Consider the following 26,312-nt stretch of genomic DNA (forward strand, 5'->3'; position numbering starts at 1 on the left):
GTATACGGTCTCTTTTCTTCCAACGCTATATGAAACACGCTTTACTCGCTATTTTTGGGCTTTTCCTGAGCCTTTTGATTTTCAACAATGAGGCGCAAGCCTTTACGAAGGGATTCCGGGCAGATACGGACAGCCTACAGACGCTTCCTATCACGGGTTCACCTTTCTGCGTGGGCAGCAGCGTCACGGTTCCTTATTATACCAATGTCACGTTTCCGGTGGGCAACACCTTTACCGTGCAATTATCAGGTACAACCGGCAGTTTTAGTGCACCAAGGATTTTAGGAAGCGCGCAGGGCAGAACCTCTGGTCAGATTCAAGTAACGCTACCCACTAATTTAACGGCCGGCACGGCTTACCGCATTAGAGTGGTGGCTTCTAACCCCACCACGGGCATGAAGGTGCTGGATAATGGTACCAACCTGACCATCGGGACTCCGCCCGCTACTCCTGCCATTACCAGTAATTCTGGCGTCTGCGCCGGAGGCACGCTTACTTTGTCCTCCAGTAAAGTGACCGGTGCCACCTACTCCTGGTCAGGCCCTAACGGGTTTCAGGCGACGGGCTCAGTGATTTCTATTCCCAATGCAGAAGTAGCGGCCAGCGGTGTATATACCCTTACCATTACCGTTAACGGATGCAGCACCTCTAATTCAGCCACGGTAGAAGTAAAACCTGCCTCTGCCAATGCCGGACCAGACAAAGTAATCTGCCCAGGCCAAGGCGTGCAGTTAACTGCTTCGGGCGGCGTAAGCTACAGCTGGACGCCTGTCACCACCCTGGACAATAGCACCAGTGCCACGCCCATTGCCTCGCCTACAGTCACCACTACGTACACGGTACAAGTAACCAACGCCAACGGCTGCGTGCGCTCAGACCAAGTAGTAGTAACGGTGAATCCACTTCCAACCCTCGTGATTGCGCCGGCGGCCCCATCTATTTGCGCCGGAACGTCAGTTCAGTTACAGGCCACAGGAGCGGCTTCTTACTCCTGGAGCCCGGCCACCGGATTGGATGACCCTACCAGTGCCACGCCCATCGCTAGTCCTGCCCAAACTACCACGTATACCGTGACCGGCACCTCGGCGGCAGGCTGCGTGAACACTAAAACCGTGACGGTCACGGTAAAAGCATTACCCATTGCCAACGCCGGCTTTGACCGGAGCCTTTGTTCTGGTCAGGCGTTGGCTTTAGGCACTTCTGCCACCTCATCAGGTACGTACCTATGGGAACCTGCCACAGATTTGTCTAGCGCTACGGTTAAGAATCCTGTCTTTGCCTTGGTCAACACTACCAATGCTCCCATCACCAGAACCTATAAATTAACCGTTACCACCAACGGCTGTACGTCTACTGATGAGGTAACTCTTACCGTGAATCCGGCGGTGCCAGCCAGTGCGGGGCCAGATGTGGCTATTTGCGCAGGTAACAGCACGCAGCTAAACGCCTCTGGCGGAAGCACCTACAGATGGAACCCTACTACCAACCTCAGCGACCCTAACATTGCCAATCCTGTTGCTTTCCCAACTGCCACTACGCGGTATATAGTCACTGTGACCAATGCCGAAGGCTGTAGCCGCAACGATACCGTCTTTGTGAATGTGGCCCCTAACCCGGTGCTCACCGTGTTACCCGCAGCGCCTTCTGTTTGCGTGGGTTCGTCTGTACAACTGCAGGCTTCTGGCGCTACTTCATATGCCTGGAGCCCGGCCACCGGACTGGATGACCCTACCAGTGCCAGTCCCATCGCCAATCCAACGGTTACAACCACGTACACCGTGACCGGCACCTCGGCCGCCGGATGTTCCATCAGCAAGACAGTTACGGTGAAGGTAAATCCCATCCCTGTGGCCAATGCCGGGGTAGACAAAGTGGTATGTTCGCGTCAAGCCATTGTTTTAGGTACTGCCGCCACCACGGGGTATACCTATTCCTGGTCACCGGCTATTGGCTTGTCTAGCACAAAAGTGGCCAACCCAACCCTTACCTACATAAGCGAGAGCAATGAACCCATTGTGGTGGACTACACAGTCACGGTAACCGCCAACGGCTGTACGTCTACAGACGTGGTGCGAGTGACGGTTAACCCGGCGGCGTACGCTGGTCCAGACATTGCCGTTTGTGCCGGAGGAAGCGCTCAACTCCAGGCATTTGGTGGCCTTACCTATTCCTGGAGCCCAACTACGGGCCTAAGTGACCCAACTATTGCCAACCCAGTAGTTACGCCCACTGCCACCACCACGTACACAGTTACCGTAACCGGACCAAACGCCATCTGCTTAAAGACAGACCAGATAAAGGTGACGGTTAACCCGCTACCCGTCATTAGTGCCAATGCCACACTGGGTACTATTTGTCAGGGAGCCTCTACTACGTTAAGTGCCACAGGCGGGGTTCGGTATGAATGGGCGCCCGCCACCGGGCTAAGTGATGCCACCAGTGCCAATTCTGTTGCTACTCCAACTGAAACCACTACTTACACCGTCACGGGCACAGATGCCAAAGGCTGCACCAACACCGCACGGGTAACCATCACCGTGCTTCCAAAACCAGTGGTCACCATTCAGCCATCTGGGACAACTACTCTTTGCCAAGGGAACAATGTGACGCTTACCGCCTCTCAAGGCACTTCCTATGTATGGAGCAACGGGGCCACTACTTCCTCTATCACTGTTTCTGAAGCCGGCAGTTATTCTGTGACCGTGACCAATGCCCAAGGTTGCAGCAATACTTCTGAGGCAGTACAAGTGACCGTAAACCCTCTGCCTGTAGTAATGCTGGACGCTTTTGCCACCATATGCCAGGACAAGAGTCCTTTCACTTTGACTGGTGGCTCGCCGGCAGGAGGTACGTACAGTGGCCCTGGCGTGAGCAACAACCAGTTTAGCGCCAGAACTGTGGGTGCCGGCACGTACACCATCATGTATGCCTACACAGACGCCAATGGTTGCACCAATGCTGCAAGTCAATCTATCACGGTAAGCACCTGTTTGGGACTGGAGGAAGAAGTGATTCAGGCCACCTTTAAGGCTGCGCCAAACCCTGCCAAAGACGTCCTTTCCCTTGAAACCTCCATTATCACCAAGACAGACGTTCAACTCCAGTTGATAAGCCTGAGTGGGAAAGTTGTGAAGGAAGAACAGGTGAAAAGCTTTAAGGGAACTTTGAAACGACAATGGTTGGTGCAGCATTTGTCAAAAGGGGTGTATATTCTGCGTTTAACCACTGCCAACGCCTCCTTGCAAAAGAAAATAGTTATTCAGTAACAAACCTTGTAAAGAAAGCGGGCTTCCCAGTGATGAGAAGCCTGCTTTCTTTATAACTACTCTTCAAAGCTGAAGAAAGCTTCTTTCCTGCCCTTCTATCCATATCCTAGAATCCTTCTAATTTTATGCGGAAAAGTTAAAAACGTGCGCAGATCCTTTCTTTCTGATAGAAAGATGTTAAATTACCAGAAGAAATCTCCCGAAACAGCTGACCATCAATAGACTTAGCCGTTCTGGTTGCGTACACTCTCTTTTAAGTGCATTGATTTCCCCTCCAGCCCCCGCGGAAAAACGACAAGCAAAATACAGATGCACGCCTCTCCCCTCCATGTGTCTGTATTCCAGAGCTCGCTTTGGACACTTTTGCCTACAGCAGCAAGCATACACTACATTTAAAGCCTTATCAGTATGAGTAAGGTAGCGCCCACTCCTGGAGTTGACCAACTATCCGGCGAGCAGAAGCACGGCTTTAAGCCTGTGGACTTTGAAAAGATGGTGCAGACCTCGGGGAACATCCATTGTACCCTGGACCGCGCCGGTCACATTGAATTCATAAGCGATGCTTGTTCTACTTTGTTAGGCTACGCGCCTGAGGAGGTGGCAGGCAAGTCTCTGGCAGAACTGGTGAAACCCATGGACACCGTGCCGGCAGAAGACACGCTGCGCCTGCTGCTTCACCCCAATGCCCCAGTCAGAAAAAGAGTGCATCTGCTCCATAAGAACGGGGCACCCGTCTTGCTGGACTGGTCGTCGCGGTGGATGGAAGAAGAGGAAGTGTTCTACGCCACGGCCAAAGAATGCCAGTACCAGGAACTGAGCGCCATTCCCCCCAACCAGCCCAAGGATCTGCATGAAGTGCTGGTGCAATATGGCGCCGACATGGTGGCCCTGTTGAACCTGCAGGGCACTTACACATACGTGGGCGGGCCCACAGAACGAATTCTGGGCTACAAGGCCGAAGAACTTTTGGGCACCAGCGTCTTTCAACTCATCCATCCAGAAGACTTACCAGAGGCCAAAGCGTCCTTTCTGGCCTTGCTTCAGTCAGACACGTACACCAACAGCAAGGGTTTCCGGTTTAAGAGTGCCAGTGGCCAATGGCGCTGGCTGGACACTACTGCCAGCAACCAGTTGCTCAATCCCAACATACAGGCCTTGGTGGTAAGCTCCCGTGACATCACCGAGCAGGTAGAAAGCAACAACCGGTTACAGGAGAGCGAGCAGAAATACCGCAACCTCTTTGAGAAGAACCCAGACGTGGTGTTTCTGCAAAACCCGCAAGGCCACATCATGGAGGTGAACCAGTCTTTCCAGAAAGTGCTGAGCTTTACGCCCCATGAGGTGATAGGACAGCCTGTCACGCTTTTTCTGCCCATTGAGAACACCGCCACTTCCTTAAGATACTTCAACGAGTCTCTGCACGGCAAAACCACGCGCTTTGAAATCCCCCTCCTGACCAAGTCTGGAGAGAGGAAAACCTTTGAGATTGTCATGTACCCGCTGTCTTTGAAAGGAAGCATCCTGGGGGTGGAGACCATTGCCAAGGACATTACCGTGGTCAAACAGGCGTTTGAGACCATTCAGAGACAGGCCCAGCGCCTCAACACCGTGCTGGAAAGCATCACAGACGCCTTCTTCACCCTGGACCGAAACCTCAGAATCACCCATTTGAACAGTGAGCTGGTTAAGTTGTTGGGCATAGACAAAGAAGACACCCTGGGCCGAAGCATTCTGGAGGTGTTTCCGGAGGAGGTGGAAGACGTGTTCAGGAAACATTACAAGCGCATGCTCACTACTGGCAAGTCTGTGTCTTTTGAGACCTACCTCAAGCGGAAGCGCAAATGGCTGAGCGTGAAGTTTTTCCCGTTTGAAGGCGGCCTGTCAGTGTATCTACTGGACATCACTCAGCGGGTACGGTACCAGAACGAGCTGAGCATGCTGTCACTGGTGGCCAGCAAAATCACCAACGGCGTAGTCATCATGAACGCGCACTGCCAGATTGAATGGGTGAACGAAGGCTTTACCAGCATCAACGGCTACACGCTACCAGAAGTGATTGGCAAGCGCCCAGATGACTTCTTTCATGGTCCTAAGACAGACGCAGAGACCCGTAGAAGAATCTTTGACGGTTATAACTCCGGCGAGCCGTTTGCGGAAGAGATCCTGAACTATAAAAAGAACGGAGAAGAGTTCTGGGTGAGCTTGAACATCACGCCCGTTAAAAACGAGCAGGGCAAGGTCATTAGGTATATTGCCATCCAGACAGACATTACGTCACTGAAGCAGGCCGAAGAGCAGAAAGCCAAACTCACCCAGGAGCTCAACCGCCAGAATCTGGACCTGCAGCAGTTCACCTACATTGTGTCTCATAACCTGCGGGCGCCGGTGGCCAATGCGCTGGGCCTGGCCAAGCTGTTACCGCTGCTAGACAAAGAAGACAGTGGCTACACGCGGGCCATCAAGGGCATTGAGAAGTCCATCCTGTCCATAGACACCGTCCTGAAAGACCTGAATACCATTCTCACCATCGGGTTTAACAAAGACACGTTGGGCGTGGAGAACATCAACCTGCAGGCGGTGTGCACAGAGGCCATTGAAAGTCTGCGCGAGTCCATTGACGGCGTGCACGGCACTATTCAGGTAAGCATTGACCCAGATTTGCGGGTATCGGGTAACAAGGCCTATCTGTTCAGCACCTTCCACAACCTGCTCACCAATGCCATTAAGTACCGGTCATCAGAGAGAGAACTGCGGGTGGAGATCATTGCCACCGTTAAGAATAAGTGGGTGAAGGTTCTCTTCACAGACAACGGCTCTGGCTTTGACGAAGAGAGGGTAGGCGACAAGATCTTCAAGCTGTACCAGCGCTTCCACCATGAGGTAGAAGGCCGCGGCCTGGGCTTGTTCATGGTCAAAACCCAGGTAGAAAGCATGGGCGGCGACATTCAGGTTTCCAGCCAGGAAGGCGTGGGCACTGAGTTCCTGATTTGTCTGCGTCTGGGACAGCCCTTGGTGGAAAAACAAAAGTAAACTCCTCTTTTTTGGCTTGTTTTCTGGAAAACAGGCTAAAAAAGAGGAGTTTACTTTTTATGAATCTTATCAGCTAGACCATGTTTGAACAGTTGGTTCTGCTTGTATTCCAGCCTTTATTTCTTCTCTAACGCCTGAAGCTGTCTAATGGCCCCGGTATTTTTAGGGTTCAAAGCCACTGCGCGCTTGTAGTTGTCAATGGCCATAGCCTTCTGGCCGTTTCCTAAGAGCGCCTCGGCGTAACTGTCATAGGCGTTGCCACTTTGGGGATACAGAGCTACGTTTAGTTTAAACACCGCCAACGCATGCGGCAACTGACCCTGTTTCCAGAGCAGATAACTCCAGTCATTCAGGTCATTTTCAGCTACGCGGTAGGTCTTGTCCTTCTTCTGCAGCGCCCGCACAATTTTCTCCGTATTCTGGAAACCAGACTTGGTGAAGGCCTTGTGCAACACCAGCACGGCAGGCGGTAACCCAAAACCAGTAGAGGGCTTCATGGAAGGCACGTAGAAACCAGCCACCTCATCAATGAACGTTTCGGGGGCACAGCCCATGCGGTTGGTCAGGATGACAATGGTCAGGTCATCCTGGGGGTAGATAAAGAACGCCGATCTGCCGCCGCCAATGCCGCCCAGGGCCGGGTGTGCTGGCCGGGACATGGTTGGCCAGCCAATGCCGTAGCCGTTTACCAACTTGGTAAAGCCACCTCTCTCTCCAGAATTCAAAGCCACCGGGCTGCCCAGCAGGGCAAGACTGTTCTTGTCTTTGAGGAGCTTGCCTTGTTGCAGGGCAATGGTCCACTGCGCAACTTCCTGAGCGGTGCTGTATAGGCCAGCGGCGGTTCTACCGGCCACCGGAAACGTTTCTGCCACGTTAAGGTGCTTTCTGTTGCGCACGGCGTACGGTTTAGCCAAATTAGGAATCACGTCTGTAAAATCCCCAAACCCCGTCTGCTGCATACCTACTGCCGCAATCTGTCGCTCCTTGATAAACTCTGCGAAGGGTTTCCCAGACAGCTTATCCAGCAAAAGCCCTAGCAAGACGTAACCGGTTTGGTTGTAGCTGAATTTTTTGCCGGGGGCAAACTCCATAGGCAGAGCCAGCGTTTGGGCCCAGCCTGCATCTCCAATAGTCTGAAAGGTCCAATCGCCGGTGTTAGGATCAATCACGTTGGGCAGGCCGCCGGTGTGCGAGGCCAATTGCCGTACCGTTACCTTCTGCCATGCTTCTGGTACATCGGGGAGGTAAGTTGAAATAGGCGCGCCTAGGTCTAGTTTGCCTTCTTCTACCAATTGCAGCAGCGCCACGCCTGTAAATGACTTGGTGATGGAGTTGAGCGAAAAGGCCGTAGTGGGTGTTACCGGGGTTTGGTATTCTAAACTGGCCACGCCGTAGGCTCCCGTCTTGACAATCTGGCCACCGCGAACCACGGCCAGTTGCAGACCAGGAATGGCGCGCTCTTGCATGATCTTCTTCAGGAAAACGTCTACGCTGTCGGTTTGGGCATGCACGGCGTGGCTTAACAACAAGGTTGCCAACAGAAAGGCTTTGGCAAGCAGGGACTGGGTGAATGTTGGTTTTTTCATAGTTGGGATAGAAAGTGTTGCACAAGAATCCTTAGAAGCCTATGCCTCGGGCAGCCTTGTACACTTGAGATGCACAACTACCTCATTGGGTTGCCTGCTATGACCAACTAATTATCAGTATTGAGTATTTGAAGAAAAAGCCACAGGTCCGTTTTTGGCCTGTTTTCTGGAAAACAAGCCAAAAACGGACCTGCATTGGTCATCTAAAACTGCTACGCTGGTGTGGTAAAGGTACCCTGAGAGAAAACGCAAACTACTACGCGCCTTGTTATTTGCCCCGTGCTTACTAGTGAGCAGTGGCTCTATGCCTGAAAACACAAAGGGCGGCCAATTTCTGGGCCGCCCTTTGTGCGTAGGTTCAAGCAAAGCCTATTTAGGCCATACCTGCCAAGGAATCCTGGAAAGGATGAATACCAGACCCAAGGTAAAGAAAATCAAAATGCTTAGGTAGCGCGCTCTGTCTGCGGTAAGGCGCTTGGTTCTGGAATACCCTACCGTGATGAGGATAATGGCAATCAGCATCATGAGCGGATGCTCTAAAAAGTAGAGTCTGGACCCGGCGTCTTTCATGGCGGCCCCAGAAGCATTGGAAAGCCCCATAGGAGACACAAAGTACAATACTATGCCTACCAAGAACTGCAAGTGTGCTGAAATCAAGCCCACTAGCGCCATTTTCCGGTTGCCCTCTGTGAAAGATTTGTTGCTCAGAAAGCTGAACAGCGTGTAAAGAATTGAAATGATTAAAACGGCCAGCAACACATAGGCCAGCACAGAGTGAAGGTGTTTGATTCCGGTGTACATGATTTTAGGTTATGGTTGGAGCATGAATGTCTTGGGTTAAAGATATTCGTTTTTCTGGATATTAAACCTATCAGGGGAGCCTCTTGTCTGGAACTGCCAGAATCCATACCCCCCTTTACCCCACGAAAGCTGACTGGCCAAAGGGGATGCAGGCTGTGGATTGCCCAAAGGACTGATTGGTTTACAGGAAAGACGCCGCCTTAAGAGGAAAAGCATTGAACAATTAGCGCACTATATATAACTTATAGTATATTAGTATTCATACTCAAGGCCTTACCCAAGATATACCTTCCTTAAGATGGCAAAAACCTTACAAGCCGCAGTGGTCGCATTTTTCATGTTGTGCAGCCTATTTCCTGTGTATGCGCAGGGACCGCTAGATGAGTTAGATGTTTATGTAGAAAAGCTGAAGTCCTCCAAAGCAACGGGCGGATCAGAAACGGCTTTCATGTCCATCGGCTCAGATTTCCTGTATGCCCAGGAGTATTTTGAGGCGAAGAACTACTCCTCGGCAGCCTATAGTTTCATGGCAATTGTAAGGAGGCAAAAAGACCATCCCTTTGCCAATTACCAGCTGGCCATTGCGCTCATCAGGCAGAACGAACCAGAGAAAGCCAAACAAGCCCAGGAATACCTGCAGCAAGCGTTTTCACTGTTGCCGACGCTCAAAGAACGCTATTCCAAAGACGTACCCGGGGCCAGCTCAGCTAGTACTACTTCATCAGAAACCAAGGAACCCAGCAACTCCAAGGAGCCTGCCACCCGAAAGCCGGCGCAAGGTCTGGCGGCGTACATCGCCTCCCTCAAGCACTCTTATGCTACCGGCGGCCGTGAAACCCAGATGCTGAGCCCCGGCCAGGAGGCTCACAGCGGCATCCAGTACTTTGAAGCCGGTGAGTTTGGCAGCGCCGAGACTAGCTTCAGTTTGTCATTGGCCAGAGATGCGCAGAACCCGTATGTCAACTACCTAAAAGCCGTTTCTTTAGAGGCGCAAGGCAAAGGAGCCTCGGCGCAGCCTTTCTACCAGAAGGCTCTGCAAGGAGATGCGTCTCTCAAAAACCAATACGCCCAGGACGTGGCCGCCGCCAAGGCTTCCTGGGCAAAACTGCAAGCCTCTAAAGAAGTAAAAGTGACGCCGCCTGCCAAATTAGTGTACGGCGGCACCTTAACGTACGGCAAATACACCTGCCACCAATCCATCTGGAACGGCCCCAACGCCAGCCCCGCCTACCGGTTTGACTACAAGGGTTACTTTGAACTGAAAAAGGACGGCACCTACCGTTGGCTAGACGATGGCGGCACCGGCCGGTACGCCTACAACGCCAAGACGGGCGCCATTACTTGGCTTTCTGGTCCCATGAAAGGCCAAAGCCCGCAATCTTCTAAATTTCAGAAAGGTACCACGGTAGCCCAGATTACGCTGGCGTTTTCTAAAAACTACAGCTGGGAGTGCGGCTGCAAGAAATAACCGCCGCCTGCCAAACTCCATCAACCAGGACAAGCCCAGCACACATGGGTGGCAAAAATGATAAAGCAGGAGGCTCTTCAGGATTATCTGAAGAGCCTCTCTTTCTTAGACCAGACGCTATTCTGGTTCACCAGCCTACTCATGGAACGGGAGGAGAAGCTCAGTTTTGGGCTGATTCCGGAAAAAGTGCCCAAAATCCATGGGTTATGCCAGCCCGTTCAATTTCTTGTAAAAGCTGTCGCTGTAGGTCTCACTGATGGGAATGATCTGGTCAGCTATCTGTATTCGGCCTTTCTCAATGTGGTCTATTTTGTCAATGGCTACCATGAAAGAGCGGTGCACTCTGGCAAAGTAGGCCGCGGGCAGCAATTCTTCCAGTTTAGAAAAGCTAAGAAGAGTCATGATTTTTTCTTGGCCGGTATGAAGGCGCAGGTAGTCTTTCATTCCTTCCACAAAGAGTATGTCACGGATGGCTACTTTCTGAATGCGGTGGCCCACTTTTAAGAAAAGGTACTCCTGCTCGTGCTTGGGCTCGGGCTTGGCCTGTGGGTTTTCTGATGGTAGTCTGGGGCTTTGCTCCTGGTACAGGCGCAGCACTCCTTTGTAAAACCGCTCAAAAGAGAAAGGCTTTAGCAGGTAGTCCTTCACCTCCAGGTCAAACGCCTTGAGGGCGTACTGGTCATACGCCGTGGTGAGGATGATCATAGGCTTGGGGTGCAACATAGGAATGAAGCTGAGCCCATCCAGGTCGGGCATGTTGATGTCCAGGAACAGCAGGTCGGGTTTGTCTTTCTCCAGAGGGGCCACGGCCTCCAGCGGACTCATGAAGGTGCCCTTCAGCTCCAGGAAAGAGACTTTGGAGATGTATTCCTCCAGAATCTCCTGGGCCAGGGGCTCGTCATCAATGATGTAGCAGCTGAGCTTTTCTTTCATGGACCTGTGTATGAAGACCGTGGATTTTTAGAACAACGGCAAACGTGTCACCAGCGTGGTGGATTTCCAGGGAATGCTGGCCGGGGTACAGCAGAGCCAGCCTCTTCCGGACGTTGGGCAGACCAATGCCGCCGGGTTCTTCCAACGCACTCACCGGGTTCTGCCTAACGGGGTTCTGTACCCTGAAGGTAAGAATATCTTCGCTTATCTCTATCTGCACCTTCAGGTCGCCGGGTTCTAGCCTGGCCGGGCCGTGTTTGTAGGCATTCTCCAGCAAATGGATGAACAGCAAGGGGGCAATGTGGCAGGACTCCGTTTCGCCTTCAACGGTAAGGTCCACTACCGGGCTCTTCTTATACCTAAGCTGCTGCAAACTCATGTAATCCTGCAGGTAGTCCATCTCCCGGGCCAGCGGCACTGTGGGCGCGTTAGATTCATAAATCATGTAGCGCATGAGCGAGGCCAGCTGCATGACAGCCTGCGGGGCGGCCGGGGCCTGCTTGTAGACCAGCGTATGAATGTTGTTGAGGGTGTTGAACAAAAAATGCGGATTGATCTGTGATTTGAGGTAGTGCAGCTCGGTCTCCACGGCCTGTTTCTCCAGCTGCTCTTTCTTGATGGTGTTGAGGACCAGGTTCTCCGTCACCCTGGCCAGCCAGCTGAGAAATAGAAAAATGGGAACAAGAGTGAGCAGAACCATGGGATAGTACCCTAAGATAAGGTTCCAACTATCTGGTCTTTTAGGATGTAGAATTAGGAAAGGCAGTGGACCAATGGAGGCAATTGCCGCCAGCCTGAGAAAATAGGCACGCTTCTGGTTCTTCCCTAAATACTTGGTGAGAAGAAAGAAGTGGGTGTAGAACACCAGCAGAGCCGTCAGGATGAACCCAATAGTAAAGGGCACCCAGTAATTATGGTCATCTGTGTATAATTGCAGGCTCACCAAAAAAGTGAACAGCACCCAAACGATGACGTGAATCAGCCAGAAGATTCTTTTGACTTTCTGCATACAACAAAGATACCTTTTCTCTAAAGCACCTGCACCTCTACTCTACCAGTTGCTCTTCTTTATCTACCAAATGAAAAGCACAGCCTACCAGTGCACTCACAGATGAAAAACCTGCCTTCGTCGATTGCTTTGCCGCGGCGGCATATCAGTTTTTGCGCCTTGTAAGGAAGAAGGTTCTTTTACATGAAAGAAGAGTTGGAAGGGGAAATGAACATCACATCCTCCTGTTGAATGAATAGAAACGGCAGAAAGTCCTAAACTCTCCTTATGACATCATGCATTACCGTTTTTGGCCAGTTTCTGAGAAAACAGCCCAAAAATGAAAAGAAAGCAAGCTGCCGGCCGCCGGCGAAGTTCAACTACTGCACAAGCAAGAAAACCATGGAAAATCTGCACGAAAGCCTGCTGATACGCAACGTCTCTAAAACCTATGCCAACGGCGTGCACGCCTTGTCTAACATTTCACTGACCATTCCGCCGGGCATGTACGGTTTACTGGGTCCCAACGGCGCGGGGAAATCTACGCTCATGCGCACCTTGGCCACCTTGCAGGAGCCAGACCAGGGAGAGATTTTCTTGGGAAGTTTGGATGTGGTGAACCAGAAAGAGGAAGTGCGCCAGACGCTGGGCTACCTGCCCCAGGAATTTGGGGTGTACCCTAAAGCTACCGCCGAGGAGTTGCTGGATTACTTTGCAGTGCTCAAAGGCATCACCCATCGCGCGGCGCGCAGAGAAGTCACCGAAGCCCTGCTCAGGCAAACCAACCTCTGGGACAAGCGCAAACAGAAACTAGGTGGCTATTCTGGGGGTATGCGGCAGCGCTTTGGTGTGGCAGTGGCGCTCTTGGGCAACCCCAAGCTCTTGATCGTGGATGAACCCACCGCGGGCCTTGACCCCGCTGAGCGCGTGCGTTTCTTAAACTTATTGAGTGAACTTGGGGAGAACAGCGTGGTAATTCTCTCCACCCACATTGTAGAAGACGTGTCTGAACTGTGCACCCACCTGGCCATCATTAACAAGGGGCAGATTTTGTTGGAAGCGCAAACCCAGCAGGCCGTGGGTGCTCTGCAAGGGAAAGTATGGCGCACGCTCATTGAGAAGAACAAGCTATCTGCTATTGAGCAGGAGCACCAGGTCATTTCAGCCAAGCTCCTGGGGGGCCGCACCTTGGTGCATGTGTATAGCCACATAAACCCCGGCAATGGTTTTGAGCAGGTAGCCCCAGACTTGGAGGATGTGTACTTCAGTGCCATGACGGGCAATTACGCGCAAACCTGCCAACAGCAAAAATCAGAGGAGGTAGCATCATGAAGTTCCAGAAGATCTTCCGGTTGGAGCTTACCTATCAGCTTCGGCAGGTAACTACGTGGCTGTATTTTGCGGTAATGCTTGTTCTTGCCTTCCTGTTCATAATGGGCAATTTCATTCATGATGCGCGGGAAGGGTACGTTCAGCTCAATGCGCCTGTCATTATTGGGGTAGTCACTGTCTTATGCTGCGTATTCTGGCTATTGATGGGCGGCGCCGTAGCCGGTGATGCCGCCGCCAGGGACGTGCAGACCCGCATGTTCTCCCTCACTTACACGTCGCCGGCCAGCAAGGCAGATTATTTAGGCGGGCGTTTCCTGGCGGCCTTCCTGCTCAATGTGCTCATCCTGTTGGCCATTCCTATCAGTATTCTGCTGACCATGCAGTTCACGGGGGTGGAGCCCGAGATCATGGGTCCGTTCAGGGTTTCGTCCTACCTCAGTTCTTATTTCTTTCTAGTCCTGCCAAACGCATTTATTGCCACAGCCATTCAGTTTTCCATGGCAGCGCTTTCGCGCAAGGGTATGGCCAGCTATTTGGGCGGGGTCATGCTGTTTGTGGCGGCCTATTTGCTGGGGCAGGTACTGGATGCTTCCCTGCGGAAATGGGGCCTCGGCACCTTGATAGACCCCATGGGTTTTACGCCCGTCATGAGCCACTACAGTAGCGAATGGAGCCCCCTAGAGATGAATACGCGCCTGCTTGTGCCCGAAGGGATGTTTCTGGTGAGCCGAATTTTATGGATATGCATTGCTCTGGGCATGCTGGCGTTTACGTATTTCCGTTTTAGCTTCATTTTACCAGAAACTGGCCAAAAACGAAAGAAAACAAACCAGCCAGAAACTGAGGTGGCCGCTATGACCTGGCTGAAATGGGAAAGAACAGAACCGTTGCCGCGGGTGCGGGGAAGCTTCTCCTTCGCTACCCATCTGCACCAGGTAAGACGCATCACCGCCACCTCGTTTTGGGCCTTGGCAAAAAAGGGAACGGGGCTTCCCTTGTTGTTTCTCATTGCCCTGTTGGTGGGCGCGGCCATGCCTGGTAATTTAAAGGCCAAAGGCGTTCCCTTGCTACCCAGAACCGACCAAGTCTTAACCATCATCACCGCTCCCTTCACAGAGCCTGGCAAGTTCTGGATGATTCTCTTCCTGCTTCTTATTTTCTACGCCGGCGAGTTGGTCTGGCGCGAACGGGAGAGCGGCCTGAGTGAACTCTCCAACGCAGCCCCGGTACCGGAATGGGTCCTTTTTCTGAGCAAGTTTTCTGCGTTGAGCTTCCTTCTTTTTAGCGGACTGATATTTCTGTTACTTTCTGGAATGCTGTCACAAGTAGCCATAGGGGGTGCCCAGGTAGAAGCAGGTCTGTATCTGAAAGCGCTCTTCGGGTTTCAATTGGTGGAATGCCTGCTCTTTGCCTTGTTGGCGCTGGTGGTGCACGTGGTGGTGAACCAGAAATACCTGGGGCATTTGGCGGCCTTGCTGGTTTTTGGTTGCATCATGTTTGCCTCTCAACTGGGGGTAGAGCACAAGCTCCTTATCTTTGGGGCTAGCCCGAAATGGACGTACAGTGCCATGGCCGGTTTTGCCAATTCTGTGGCGCCTTGGTTCTGGTTCAAAGCCTATTGGGTAGCGTGGGCGCTGCTACTGGCAGTGGTGGCACGGCTCATTTGGGTACGGGGCCGCGAAGCAAGCATAAAGGCACGGCTCCAGTTGGCGCGCCACCGGTTTACCCGCGCTACGGCCTTCACGATGGCCCTAGCCCTAGGCGGCATCCTGCTGTTGGGCGGCTTTGTCTTCTATAACACCAACGTGCTAAATGACTACACTAATTCTACTGCCTCAGCGGCGCAGCGGGCTGCGTATGAGCACCAGTACAAACACTACCAGAATGCACCCCAACCATTGCTGAAAGGCGTACATCTGCGGGTAGAACTTTATCCCTCTCAGCGGAGGGTGACGATACTAGGCACGTACCTGCTGGTGAATAACAGTCACGTCTCCATTGATTCGGTGCAGGTGGCGCCGGGGGCGGGCGTGGAAACTACAGGAGTTGATTTTGGCCAGACCACTAAGGAAGTGCTTCGGGACGAGGAGCTAGGCTTCAGGATATACGCGTTGTCAAAGCCCCTTGCCCCCGGCGACTCCTTGCGCCTGCGCTTTCATGTAAACTACAAGGTGACCGGATTTGCCAACAGCGGCGCCGATGCAGAAGTAGGAGAAAACAGTATCTACCTCCGTAATCTGGAATGGCTCCCCGTCATTGGGTACCAGCCGTACCGGGAATTGGACGCGGCCGCCGCCAGAAAAGACCATGGCTTGGCAGCAAGACCTGCCACTGCCTCGCTCTATGACGTGGCCGCCCACCGGTACGCTCCGTTTCCAGAGCAAATCAGGTTTGAAGCCATTGTAGGAACAGAGGCCCACCAACAGGTAGTGGCGCCGGGCACCTTGCGCCGGACCTGGACCAAAGACGGCCGCCGCTACTTCCACTATGCCTCAGATGCGCCCATGAGAAATGAGTATGCCTTTTTCTCAACAACCTATGCAGTGCAGGAAGGAAAATGGCGAAACACATCAGCAGGTTCAGGACAGGAGGTGGCTATCCAGATGTACTATCCGCCGGGGCTTACGCAGAATCCAGAACGCATGATCAGGAGCGCAGCCGCTTCGCTGGACTATTACACCCGGCAGTTTGGGCCTTACCCGCACCACCAGCTCCGGTTTGTGGCCCATCCTGGGAATAACTTCGGGAACCACGCGGCGTCCATTAATATTACCGCTGAGGAAGGATTTTTCCTGATGAACCCGAAGGCAGATGAGCGAGGCTTTGACCTGGTGACGGCCGTGGTGGCGCATGAAGTGGCGCACCAGTGGTGGGGCAACCAGCTGAAGCAAGCCTATACAGAAGGAGCCGGCCTCATCTCTGAAAGCCTGGCCTGGTACTCTGCCATGGGCATGTTGGAAGAGCAATACGGTCCTGCGTACCAGAAAAAGCTATTAAGTTTCTTACGGGAGGAATACGAGAATCCACAAACCAAGGCGGCTTTACCACTATTGCAAGCCGACGATTGGTACCAGAATTACCGCAAAGGACCCGTGGCGCTGTATGCCATGAGTGCTTATATAGGCAGAGACCAGGTAAATGGTGCGCTCCGGAGTTTATTAGCGAATCACCTACCGGGCAAAGTACCGTTCGCTACCTCTCTGGACCTTTATCAAGAACTGGAAGCCGTCACGCCAGACTCCCTCCAGTATCTGCTTCACGACCTGTTCAAAGCCAACACCTTCTGGGATCTTAAGGCAGGTCCGGCAACTGCTCAGCAGAATAAAGCAGGCACCTGGCAGGTAACGTTCAAGGTGCAGGCCCTCAAGACGGTGGTTAGTGAATTAGGTCTGGAGAAGCAAGTACCTTTGAAGGATTGGATGGAGATAGGGATTTTCGCGCCTGCCAAACCGGGTGAGGACCAGGGCAAGCCTTTGTACCTACAGAAGCACCTAATTTCGTCTAAACAGCAGACCATCACCGTAACGGTACCCCGCAAGCCCGCGCAAGTGGGTATAGACCCTAACCACTTGCTAGTAGATTGGAACCTGATGGATAATTTTGGCGAGGTGAAAAAGTAAAACAGCCTACTTTCCACGCAATAATTTTCCTTTAAACTTCAATCTATCAACTGTTTGCCACGTTGAATAGAACAAAGGAAGGCACTGTGGAAAGCAAGGGAAAATATTTTATCCAAGGGGAGCAAAGCACCATCAATTGGGAGAAATTCGCTCAGGTTTCTCTGGACATGGTCTGTACCACCAATGCTGACGGCGTTTATACGTATGTGAGCGAGGCCAGCCTGGACATGCTGGGCTATGCCTCTCATGAGATGATTGGCAGGCCCTTCCAGGAATTCCTTCACCCCGAAGACATTGCCAAAACGGAGCAGGGCATGGTGGTGGTGCTGGAGGGCACTAAAAAAAGAGATTTCCAGAATAGGCTGCTGCACAAAGACGGCCACGTGGTAACGGTGCAATGGTCTTCGGTCTGGTCAGTGGAGGACGGTCTCTTATACAGCACGGCCCGTGACATAACCTCCCTGGTACAGGCCTATGAAACCATTAAACAGCAAAACCTGAAGCTCAATACGCTCTTTGACAGTATCACAGATGCTTTGGTCATAGTAGACACCGGCTGGCACATCACCTTTTTCAATAGAGAGGCAGAAAGGCTCCTGCCCATTGACCGTCCAATGCACCTGGGTGAAAATGTATGGAAGGTCTTCCCGGAGGCCATTGGTGGCGAACCTTATACCAAATGCTACCAGGCCGTTCAAACTGGCCGTACCGTCACCTTCACTACTTTTCACAGGGGTTTGGACAAATGGTTTCATGTTAAGGCTTTTCCCTCACCAGAAGGACTTTCCATTTATTTTGACGATGTGTCTGACCTAGTAAAGGCCAAAGAAGAATTGGAAAAGCTGGCGCTAGTGGCCAGTAAAACAACCCAAGGCGTGATTATTACCAACGCAGAAGGAATCACGGAGTGGGTCAATGAGGGCTTTACCCACCTTCTAGGCTTTAGCATGGAAGACATGGTGGGCAAGAAACCGGGCGCCGTCATGCAGGGCCCTAAAACAGACCCAGACACGGTGGCCTATATCCGGAGTATGCTGCAAAAGCAACTACCTTTCAACGCCACGCTCACCAATTACACCAAAGAAGGCACAGAACTATTCGTGGCCATGGACATTACCCCTATTTTCTCAGGATCTGGGAATCTAGTACGGTTCATTGCCATTTTACAGGACGTGACTGCCCAGGTACACACCCAACAGGAGTTGGAGCGCTTGGCTTTGGTAGCCAGCAAGACGAACAACGGCGTGCTCATCTGTGACAGCGAGTGGCGCATACAATGGGTCAACGAGGGATTCACCAGATTACTGGGATATTCTCTAGAGGAGGCTCTTGGCCAGCAGCCCAAGGTGTTTTTAAAAAGCCATCACTCAGATAGTACAGATATTGCCCCACCCTGGCAGAATTTATACAAAGGAGAACTGGTTTCCTTTAAAGCTCCCAATGGCCGAAAAGACGGCACAGATGTTTGGCTTTCGGTGGACATCTCGCCCATCTTTAATGAAAAAGGCGAGCTGACCACCTATGTTGTGGTGCAGACGGACATTACCGATCTTAAAAGCTCTGAGCTGGAACTTTCCAAGCTGGCAGATGACCTTTACCGCCAAAACAGCGACCTGCAGAAATTCACTTACATAGTATCGCATAATCTGCGATCGCCGGTCTCCAACGCCCTTGGCATCACCCAACTGATGACCCGCACAGACAAGCACTCTAATGCCTTTGACGTCTCGTTGGACTACCTGAGTCAGAGCATCCAGAAACTGGACGCCGTACTCCGTGACATGAACACCATCTTAACGGTACGGGACAGCGCCGGCAACTTATGGCTGGAGGAAGTAGACGTACGCAACGTCCTGGAGCAGGCCCTTTCCTCTTTTCAGGAGCAGTTAGAACTGGTAAACGCCCAGGTCTCCGTGCGTACTCAAGAGGTTCTGTTGGCAAGGGCCAACAAAGCCTACCTGTACAGTATTTTCCATAACCTCATCAGTAATTCCCTCAAGTACAGGTCACAGGACAGGCCCCTCCAACTCTCCATTAAATGCTTCGGGAGCCAGGGAAAGGCCACGGCCATCTCTTTCTCAGACAATGGTTCTGGGTTTGACACCATCAAGGCACGCGGCAACATCTTTAAACTCTACAAGCGCTTCCACAAGGAGCAGGAAGGCCGCGGCATGGGTTTGTACTTAGTAAAAAGCCATTTGGATGCCATGGGCGGGCACATTGAGGTGACCAGTCAAATTGGAGTGGGCACCCGCTTTTTAATCTACTTCCCGCAGGTGTAAACGGCCTCTTTTTGTACAGAAGAGAATCAACCCCTTTAGGAACAGGCTGCTTAGGGCTTAAATAAAGCTTCTTGATAGAAGATGACTGTTTGCATGGGATGCTTATGAAGCAGGGAAATGCTAGCGGCCAAGCTGGTTGGGGGATTCGCAGTCGAATTCCTTTGGGCCGAAAACGGGGTAAAAGAAAAGAGGCAAACCAGATTTCTCTAGTTTGCCTCTTTGTAGGTAGCGGGAACAGGACTACGAGTCCTTTATTTAGCTTATACTAATCTTAACCAAAACCGCCCTAGAACGGCTTCATTCCATCATTTCACCTAAACAAAGTAAAACCAGCTAAAAGTGATTAAAGCATTTTGGTCACCTTTTGGTCACCCGTTTACACCTTCTGGAAGACAGTTTCAAAATAGTGCAGAAAACCTTCTTCCACTTGTAAACACGCATTTTACCTTTGTTTAAGCTAAGTGAAGCAGTTAAGAAAATGAAAGAGAAAGTAGTAAGCTATTTTTTAAAAGACAGTACAAACGATAAGTCCAAGGCGGGAACACTAATACTTGCCAGTTTCTCCTATTTTGGGAAAAGATTAAAAATGACAACTGGTTTAAGCATTGCTCCTAACAATTGGGATAAAAAGACCAAACTTCCCAAAAAAAGCTTCATGAACTACATGGAGTACAAAGCTGAGCTTGGCAATTTTGAAAGAGTGGTGCTTGAATCTTATAAGTTTCACATTGATAAAGGCATTATTCCAGAGCCGCAGACTTTAAAGGCACACATACTAGGTAAAAGAAACCTAAGACACGAGTCAGAAATTTTGGACTTTAAAGAAAGGTATCAAGATTTTTTAGAAGAGAAAGGCCTTGAAGTTAAGGAACTGACCCTCAAGAAGTACAAAACACTCATTTTTCTGATTACGGAGTTTGAGAAGAAACACAATCTCAGTGTCCGCTTTGACACTGTAGACACGAATTTTGAAAAACGTTTTAAAAACTTTCTTACTGGCACCAGGAAGCAGTTAACCGATACAGTAAGTAAATACATGGAGTGCCTGAAAGTCTATTTAGATTGGGCTTTGAAAAAAGAGTACCATAACACTACAGTTTTCAAAGGCTTCAAAATTCTCAAAACAAAGCCAAAGGTGGTCTATTTGACCTATGATGAACTAGTGAAGCTTTTAGATTTGGATTTAGAAGGAAATGAAAGATTAGCTAAGGTTCGTGATATGTTTTGCTTCCAATGCCTTACAGGGCAACGGTTTTCCGATTTGATGTCCTTACGGTGGAACGAGCTTCTTAACAAGGAATCGGGCGAATTGGAGTGGCACCTATTCCAACAGAAAGGAAATAAGCCAAGGAAACTAGAAATACTCATTACTCCAGACGCTGTTAAGATTCTGTCAAGGTACAGCTCAACCTACAAGAAGGACTTTGTATTTGACAGAATCAGCAATCAGAAATTCAATCTGTACCTAAAGGAGCTAGGCCAACTCGCAGGAATAGATGAAGACGTTGTGGACAGAAGATACTGTGGAAAAGAAGCTGTTTCAAAGTCTGGCCCCAAGTACAAGCGTATTACAAGTCATACCGCAAGAAGAACATATGTTACCATATCTCACCAAAGAGGCATGGATGAAAAGGCAATAATGGACACGACTGGACATGAAGATTTAAGAACTTTGCACAGGTATCTGGGAAGCAATAAAGAGCGGACACACGCGCAAATGAATAGCGCATGGACTAGATGAACTAAACGGTGTTTGCATCCCCGTTCTTGTTCTTCTAACCTAAATAAAATACTTACATAAACCTTCTTTCACTTGTAAACACACATTTTACCTTTGCATTAATAAATTGCAACTCATTATTAACTAACAAGATACGGCAACAATTAACACCTCTTTTAAGATAAACAAAAAGCCTATCTAAATATTTATTAAATATTTAATTAAACACAAATGGAAACATTAAACTTATTCAACTCTTCTTTCATTTACTCTCTTATTGAAGCACTATCACAGAAAATAGCATCTAAAATAGAAGCCTTTTTAAATAATTTTATTGCACGAGAAATGGAGCCAAAGGATTTCATGCGCCCTGACGAAGTATGTGCGTGGCTCGGCATGACTATCCCTACATTAAACAATGTCGTAAAGAAGGGCACTATAAAAAAGTACCAACTAGAAGGAAGTAAGGGAATTTACTATCATGTACCCGAAATAAAAAAAGCAATTTTAAGCAATCCCATAAGTTAATGCTCAACTTTGGCAAATAACCAAATTCACCGTAACGCCTTTTCATGTTGCCTTTAAAGAAGGGCATGGAAAGGCGTTTATTTTTTACTCTAGTTAATTTAAATTTTAAAAGTCTTCTCAATAAGAGTTTCCATATTTAGTTTATCCAATCCTAGAGCAGCACTCCAAAGTCCTTGCTGGTTTAGCGCCAACCCATTCTCTGGCTTTGCTTCTGGTGTATAACCACTTAGCAATACATCCTTCTTTCGCCTTGCTGTTGGGTTTCTTGCTAGAATCTTATCATAAACCCTATCATCTGAATAGCAAACTTCAGGTGAATCTCCAACCAAGTTTGCCTTTATGCTTTCAAAGTATCCGTGTCTAGAATTTACCTTTCCTGGGATAATGCATAATAAGACATATGGATAGCCAAAATGTCTGGCTAAGCTTCTAGAAAGCACATGGTCCACATGTACCCCAGTTTGAATTTCTCCTATTATTTTTTGAAATGCTTTCCTATAGTTTCTATAGTTCGGATTTACATAGACATAACATAACTTATTGCTGTCATGGGCTACAAATACATTTTTAATGCTGAGCCGTCCAAATTTAAAGCAAGGCATATTAATGGCTTTTGAAATACTCTCCATGCTCTTGCCCGCTATAACAGTTTGATTAGGAGCCAGACTGGGGAAGTTTCGCCCTATCCACCTTGGCGAACCTACTTCTAGCACCTTTTCACAATCTAACACAATATTTGACATACGTTAGGTTAAAATCATTGATTTAGTATTTGCATTCTATGTTGCCTTTAAAAGAGCCTGATACACTATGCCATTTTGTTAAATTATTTAATTAAAAACAATTTAACGTTGTTCTTTTATCAAATAGAAACTCATAACTTTCTCGAGATGGCAGAGACCCACACAGATGCCCTTGGTCGTCAATAAAGTTAGCTATGCACGTATTTCTATTCAGACAAATCTCTGGCTTAAATTTGCGAAGCCAAAGACTTAACACCAACCATTTTATTGTTTTAAATTGGGGCAAGCTAATCTTTCCATCTTATTGATTAAACGAATCACAGAGCCATGCCAACTATCCAAGTTCTTGAAAACTTCGTCCGTTCGTTCCTTTATGAGTCCAATACTTTGCGCAGAACCTCAAACAATGAAATCCATTGGGTGCACAAAATTGTAGATAGGGTATTTATGAAATTCGCCAACGAGAGGGTGGGGATTCAAGACCTAGAGAAGGTGCTCCTAAATCTAAAATACACAACGGCAACATCTTCACTAGGGGAAGACAATAAAACAGGCATAGAGTTATCCATGAAAAAAACCGCGCAGGGTTGGGAAACCTTCAACAGACATTATTTCATCCATCCTCATGCATTAAAGGAGTTGAACCTTGCAACGAGATCACTGCCGGTAAACACAGGTTTTGAAAAGGTCGAAATACAGGAAGGATTATTGGAGAAGCTTGAGATTTTCTTTAATGACCCTACCACCCCTCTATGTTAATGTGAAGAACACCTTCCCGTAGTTCTATCAACTGTAATTTGGAAGGTGTTCTTCATACCATTTCTTAAAACAATTTTAAGCCTTTTAATTTATTTACTTCACTAGCTTTTAGAGTTCTCTAATCTCTTTCAATGTCTTATCAATTAACAAAGGAACAGAACCTGTCAACAGTTCAGAGTACACTATCTTCTGGGCACTGTAAGTGTCCACTGCGATGCAGAAATCTGGTGAGATCTGATACTTGTGGGCATAATTTTCAATTAAAAGCCTGTACAACACTTCACAGAACATCCCAAGTTCGTACTTCTTGAACCCGTTAAGCATTGGGATCAACCACAACGCCCCTAGCTCCTGTTTGCCGTTCCGCTCATAGGAGAACAGAAAGCTTGGATTAACAAACAGTGGAAACCCATTGACCTCAAGAACTTTGTTTGCCTTGGGCACTTTTTCAAATTTCAAATCATCGCTTGGTTTCAATTCAGCGAACTCAAACTCTTTAAAGCTACTTAAAATGTCAATGTTCCTCTGGTACATTGTCTTGATGCGAGTATCCGTAGCGTTTTCATGCTTCACACGGAGCTCATCCACCTTGGGGTCATAAAGACTGTCATTATCGTACTTAAACACGTTATAGATGCAACTGGTGCTCGTTACCCAATAGTCACCACCGCCTTCCTCACTTAAAGTTTCATCCTTTACTTTGGCTTCCCTACTTTTTAGTTTAATGGCATAGTTCTTTCTACTCCTGTCTGACCTTCTTATAAAGCCTACCAGTTCCTTAATTGCGATTTTTTGCATTGGTGAATTTTGAGATTAAATAAAATATTAATGGTTGAATGCAGGTGAAATGATTCCAAAGGAAGCAAACAGCATAAGAAAGGGTGCGTTTACCCTACGATGGCTAAACTAACCAAGCCATCGCATCTTACCGTGCTTTTAAGATAAGGGAAATACAATTTAATGCCAAAGAGTACCTTAAAATTCACGGATGGAAGTACCCAATTATCAATAAATGAAGCTCATGACTTGGGAATAGGTGATTTGCTTAACCTTAAGTGCAAGGTGACAGGTTGCTTTTATGTTATTTAATTGACTGGCATTATGGTAGGGCTTCTAAATAAATTAAATTTAAAAAGTTACTCCAAATACCTGTTTTTCTGAAATGAGGAAACCCCTTCTTATTGGCAGTTTTAACGCCTTATCTAAATCAATCTAAACGCGCATTTCATTACTCTATGAGTAAACAGACGTTTAAACAGAAGCTAAAAATGCATTTCTGAAGAACTGACACATGTTTACAATCAAAAATAAACCCAGGGTGCCAATGGTTAAATTCATAGGCATATGACGTTTAAAACCTCCTTATGCACAATCTAAACGGAACGGCCAACAGCCAGTTCTTGACTGTCTATAATTAAAAAGGTGCCAAAAATATTTATAAATATCCCTTAAAATACCCTTCGCTTCTTTCCTCCACTTGTAAACACGGGTTTTACCTTTGTAAAAGGCAATCATTACCAACATTCCTAAAGACATTTTCAAAGAGGAGAAACCCCTCTGCCAGCATGCTATTGCCCAAACTTTACCCATTTAATTATTTAATAAATCATCAAATGCAGTATTCTATCCCAGACACATTCATCATCAAAGAGCACCTTGCACAATACCCACCGAAAGACCACTTCCCAGAAGGAGGAAAGAACTTTTGCCCCGATAAGCTACATTACGCCCTTTCCTTACCCATTGAAATCCCATCCAACAACAAAGACCTGAAACACCGAAACGGCTTCGTGCCCATTAATTCCAGGGCTTTGAAAAACGCCATCGGGAACGACTATAAATACTATCTGGCTTATCTTGTAAATACCGGTGTGTTTGACGGGGGCAACAACCAGTACAGGAACGGGGTGCACTCCCGCATGTACCGTTACACTAAGGGATACCGGAAGGGTTACACACTTGTTGAGGTGAAAAAGGCCTTTTCATTTAACTTTAAAAAGGCGCTAACAGAACATGAGGAACAACGGCTAAAGGAACTGGAAGAGGGATTAGGCAAGCACTTGCGCAAGCCTTTCAAAAGCGGACTTCTGGAAATGGATATGGAAGGGGCTCAAGAGTACCTGCGCAAAACGTTTCTGCAAGGTGTGAGAGATGGCGGTTATTTAAATTTAAAAATGCGGGTAACAGACGTGAACAACGCCAACCGGAAAGACCCAACTGCCAAGGAGCAACTGACTAGGCGAGAGAAGAAGCTGTTGAAGTACCATATTAACCTGCATGCGGCCTTGAAGATAGGCAAGGGCAACTTCTACCACGGCTTTGACACTGTTTCGGGCCGCTTCCACACTTCATTAACTAATTTAAAAAAGGAACTGCGGAATTTCCTGACATACGGAGGGGAGAAGCTGTATGAGGTGGATTTGAAGAACAGCCAGATGTATTTCAGCCTTTTATTACTGGATAGGGATTTCTACGGCAAGACGAGAGCGCGCCGCGATAAAATCTCTATGGCTACTCCTTCTATGTTCGTTCATAAAAGTATTCCCAATGTCATAGATGCACATAACACTTCCACTAAGGCTAAAATAACCTTTAAGAGACTGTCTCTCCACAATGTATTATCAAACGAGATGTTTCTATGTCTTCCCAATGTCTTTTCTAACGTTATGATTCATAACACCCTTAAAGACATTGACAATGAAGATGTTATCCACTACAAGAATGTGGTACTGGAAGGTAGGCTGTATGAATACCTTTTGGAGAAGTACGTAGAGACAACTGGCAAAAGGGATATGGACAGAGGAAAGATGAAGAAGGTGATGTTCACCATCCTTTTCTCCGAGAATGAGAAGCAAGCAAAACACAGGGAAAACATGAAAGACAGAATGGTAAGGAAGCAGAGGGAAGCCGCCAAAGACCTTTTCAGAAGTTGTTTCCCGACCGTCATGCGGCTCTTTGAGTACATCAAGCAGCATGACCACCGGTTGCTATCCTGTCTGTTACAGGCCATAGAGGCGCATGTGTTATTGACGAAGGTATGCGGCAGGATAAAGCGTGAAAGACAGGCAGTGCCCCTCTTCACTGTCCATGATTCCATCTTGTCCACCGAGCCCAATAAAGCCTATCTGCAAAAGGTGGTGACGGAAGAGTGCATGCGGCTCACTGGCTACATGCCTCGGATAGAGGTGACTCTATTGCACCCTCATAAGCTGGAAATAACGTTGAGAGCGGCGGCATAAAATCATTTAAGGCTATT

General features: G+C 48.8%; 16 protein-coding genes. 10 read left to right on the forward strand and 6 right to left on the reverse strand.

Annotation, left to right across the window (positions count from 1 at the left end; translation table 11 throughout):
* Positions 1 to 29: 29 nt before the first annotated feature.
* Positions 30 to 3,266 (forward strand): T9SS type A sorting domain-containing protein, encoded by a 3,237-nt coding sequence (locus tag GU926_RS10985; protein WP_160691797.1) that lies wholly within the window; start codon positions 30 to 32, stop codon positions 3,264 to 3,266.
* Positions 3,267 to 3,674: 408 nt separating this feature from the next.
* Positions 3,675 to 6,296 (forward strand): PAS domain-containing sensor histidine kinase, encoded by a 2,622-nt coding sequence (locus GU926_RS10990; protein WP_160691799.1) that lies wholly within the window; start codon positions 3,675 to 3,677, stop codon positions 6,294 to 6,296.
* A 116-nt stretch (positions 6,297 to 6,412) separates the two neighbouring features.
* Here the strand turns inward: GU926_RS10990 and GU926_RS10995 are convergent, their stop codons facing one another.
* A complete protein-coding gene (locus GU926_RS10995) occupies positions 6,413 to 7,882 on the reverse strand; it encodes a serine hydrolase domain-containing protein (protein WP_160691801.1) in 1,470 nt (489 codons plus the stop codon).
* Positions 7,883 to 8,251: 369 nt separating this feature from the next.
* Entirely contained in the window at positions 8,252 to 8,683 is a 432-nt protein-coding gene (locus GU926_RS11000; RefSeq protein ID WP_160691803.1) for a hypothetical protein, read from the reverse strand.
* A gap of 298 nt (positions 8,684 to 8,981) precedes the next feature.
* On the opposite strand from GU926_RS11000, the gene GU926_RS11005 reads away from it, so the two are divergent.
* On the forward strand, positions 8,982 to 10,151 hold the full coding sequence (locus GU926_RS11005) for a tetratricopeptide repeat protein (RefSeq protein ID WP_160691805.1): 1,170 nt from the start codon (positions 8,982 to 8,984) through the stop codon (positions 10,149 to 10,151).
* A gap of 204 nt (positions 10,152 to 10,355) precedes the next feature.
* Here the strand turns inward: GU926_RS11005 and GU926_RS11010 are convergent, their stop codons facing one another.
* Both GU926_RS11010 and GU926_RS11015 read right to left on the reverse strand, forming a co-directional pair.
* Positions 10,356 to 11,084, reverse strand: coding sequence for a LytR/AlgR family response regulator transcription factor (locus tag GU926_RS11010; protein ID WP_160691807.1), 729 nt, complete (start codon positions 11,082 to 11,084; stop codon positions 10,356 to 10,358).
* Positions 11,053 to 12,093: a sensor histidine kinase gene (locus tag GU926_RS11015; RefSeq protein WP_160691809.1), complete on the reverse strand. Its 1,041-nt coding sequence runs from the start codon at positions 12,091 to 12,093 to the stop codon at positions 11,053 to 11,055. The genes GU926_RS11010 and GU926_RS11015 overlap by 32 nt, the downstream gene beginning before the upstream one ends.
* 381 nt (positions 12,094 to 12,474) lie before the next feature.
* Between GU926_RS11015 and GU926_RS11020 the strand changes: the two genes are divergently transcribed.
* From GU926_RS11020 to GU926_RS11040, 5 genes are all read left to right on the forward strand, one after another.
* A complete protein-coding gene (locus GU926_RS11020; protein WP_160691811.1) occupies positions 12,475 to 13,404 on the forward strand; it encodes an ABC transporter ATP-binding protein in 930 nt (309 codons plus the stop codon).
* Positions 13,401 to 17,024, forward strand: coding sequence for an ABC transporter permease/M1 family aminopeptidase (locus tag GU926_RS11025; protein ID WP_160691813.1), 3,624 nt, complete (start codon positions 13,401 to 13,403; stop codon positions 17,022 to 17,024). Before GU926_RS11020 ends, GU926_RS11025 begins: the two co-directional genes overlap by 4 nt.
* 86 nt (positions 17,025 to 17,110) lie before the next feature.
* A complete protein-coding gene (locus GU926_RS11030; RefSeq protein WP_160691815.1) occupies positions 17,111 to 19,306 on the forward strand; it encodes a PAS domain-containing sensor histidine kinase in 2,196 nt (731 codons plus the stop codon).
* A 478-nt stretch (positions 19,307 to 19,784) separates the two neighbouring features.
* Positions 19,785 to 21,047 carry a tyrosine-type recombinase/integrase gene (locus tag GU926_RS11035; RefSeq protein ID WP_160691817.1) on the forward strand — a complete coding sequence of 421 codons (1,263 nt, stop codon included), beginning with the start codon at positions 19,785 to 19,787 and terminating at the stop codon, positions 21,045 to 21,047.
* Positions 21,048 to 21,257: 210 nt separating this feature from the next.
* Positions 21,258 to 21,554, forward strand: a complete 297-nt coding sequence (locus tag GU926_RS11040; protein ID WP_160691819.1) for a helix-turn-helix domain-containing protein — start codon at positions 21,258 to 21,260, stop codon at positions 21,552 to 21,554.
* Positions 21,555 to 21,652: 98 nt separating this feature from the next.
* On the opposite strand, the gene GU926_RS11045 is transcribed toward GU926_RS11040, so the two are convergent.
* Positions 21,653 to 22,297, reverse strand: coding sequence for a hypothetical protein (locus tag GU926_RS11045; RefSeq protein ID WP_160691821.1), 645 nt, complete (start codon positions 22,295 to 22,297; stop codon positions 21,653 to 21,655).
* 447 nt (positions 22,298 to 22,744) lie between these two features.
* Between GU926_RS11045 and GU926_RS11050 the strand changes: the two genes are divergently transcribed.
* On the forward strand, positions 22,745 to 23,056 hold the full coding sequence (locus GU926_RS11050; RefSeq protein ID WP_160691823.1) for a hypothetical protein: 312 nt from the start codon (positions 22,745 to 22,747) through the stop codon (positions 23,054 to 23,056).
* Positions 23,057 to 23,164: 108 nt separating this feature from the next.
* Here the strand turns inward: GU926_RS11050 and GU926_RS11055 are convergent, their stop codons facing one another.
* A complete protein-coding gene (locus GU926_RS11055; RefSeq protein WP_160691825.1) occupies positions 23,165 to 23,854 on the reverse strand; it encodes a hypothetical protein in 690 nt (229 codons plus the stop codon).
* A 1,013-nt stretch (positions 23,855 to 24,867) separates the two neighbouring features.
* On the opposite strand from GU926_RS11055, the gene GU926_RS11060 reads away from it, so the two are divergent.
* Positions 24,868 to 26,295, forward strand: a complete 1,428-nt coding sequence (locus tag GU926_RS11060) for a hypothetical protein (protein WP_232058298.1) — start codon at positions 24,868 to 24,870, stop codon at positions 26,293 to 26,295.
* Positions 26,296 to 26,312 lie beyond the last annotated feature (17 nt).

It is taken from the genome of Nibribacter ruber (genome assembly GCF_009913235.1).
Classification (GTDB): Bacteria; Bacteroidota; Bacteroidia; order Cytophagales; family Hymenobacteraceae; genus Nibribacter; species Nibribacter ruber.

What these genes read in the sequence shown, in the direction of transcription:
- GU926_RS11025 (WP_160691813.1), top strand. Translation starts at nt 13,401, where the DNA reads ATGAAGTTCCAGAAGATCTTCCGGTTGGAGCTTACCTATCAGCTTCGG.
- GU926_RS11050 (WP_160691823.1), top strand. Translation starts at nt 22,745, where the DNA reads ATGAAATTCGCCAACGAGAGGGTGGGGATTCAAGACCTAGAGAAGGTG.
- GU926_RS11035 (WP_160691817.1), top strand. Translation starts at nt 19,785, where the DNA reads ATGAAAGAGAAAGTAGTAAGCTATTTTTTAAAAGACAGTACAAACGAT.
- GU926_RS11000 (WP_160691803.1), bottom strand. Translation starts at nt 8,683, where the DNA reads ATGTACACCGGAATCAAACACCTTCACTCTGTGCTGGCCTATGTGTTG.
- GU926_RS10985 (WP_160691797.1), top strand. Translation starts at nt 30, where the DNA reads ATGAAACACGCTTTACTCGCTATTTTTGGGCTTTTCCTGAGCCTTTTG.
- GU926_RS11015 (WP_160691809.1), bottom strand. Translation starts at nt 12,093, where the DNA reads ATGCAGAAAGTCAAAAGAATCTTCTGGCTGATTCACGTCATCGTTTGG.
- GU926_RS10995 (WP_160691801.1), bottom strand. Translation starts at nt 7,882, where the DNA reads ATGAAAAAACCAACATTCACCCAGTCCCTGCTTGCCAAAGCCTTTCTG.
- GU926_RS11005 (WP_160691805.1), top strand. Translation starts at nt 8,982, where the DNA reads ATGGCAAAAACCTTACAAGCCGCAGTGGTCGCATTTTTCATGTTGTGC.
- GU926_RS11020 (WP_160691811.1), top strand. Translation starts at nt 12,475, where the DNA reads ATGGAAAATCTGCACGAAAGCCTGCTGATACGCAACGTCTCTAAAACC.
- GU926_RS10990 (WP_160691799.1), top strand. Translation starts at nt 3,675, where the DNA reads ATGAGTAAGGTAGCGCCCACTCCTGGAGTTGACCAACTATCCGGCGAG.
- GU926_RS11040 (WP_160691819.1), top strand. Translation starts at nt 21,258, where the DNA reads ATGGAAACATTAAACTTATTCAACTCTTCTTTCATTTACTCTCTTATT.
- GU926_RS11010 (WP_160691807.1), bottom strand. Translation starts at nt 11,084, where the DNA reads ATGAAAGAAAAGCTCAGCTGCTACATCATTGATGACGAGCCCCTGGCC.
- GU926_RS11055 (WP_160691825.1), bottom strand. Translation starts at nt 23,854, where the DNA reads ATGCAAAAAATCGCAATTAAGGAACTGGTAGGCTTTATAAGAAGGTCA.
- GU926_RS11045 (WP_160691821.1), bottom strand. Translation starts at nt 22,297, where the DNA reads ATGTCAAATATTGTGTTAGATTGTGAAAAGGTGCTAGAAGTAGGTTCG.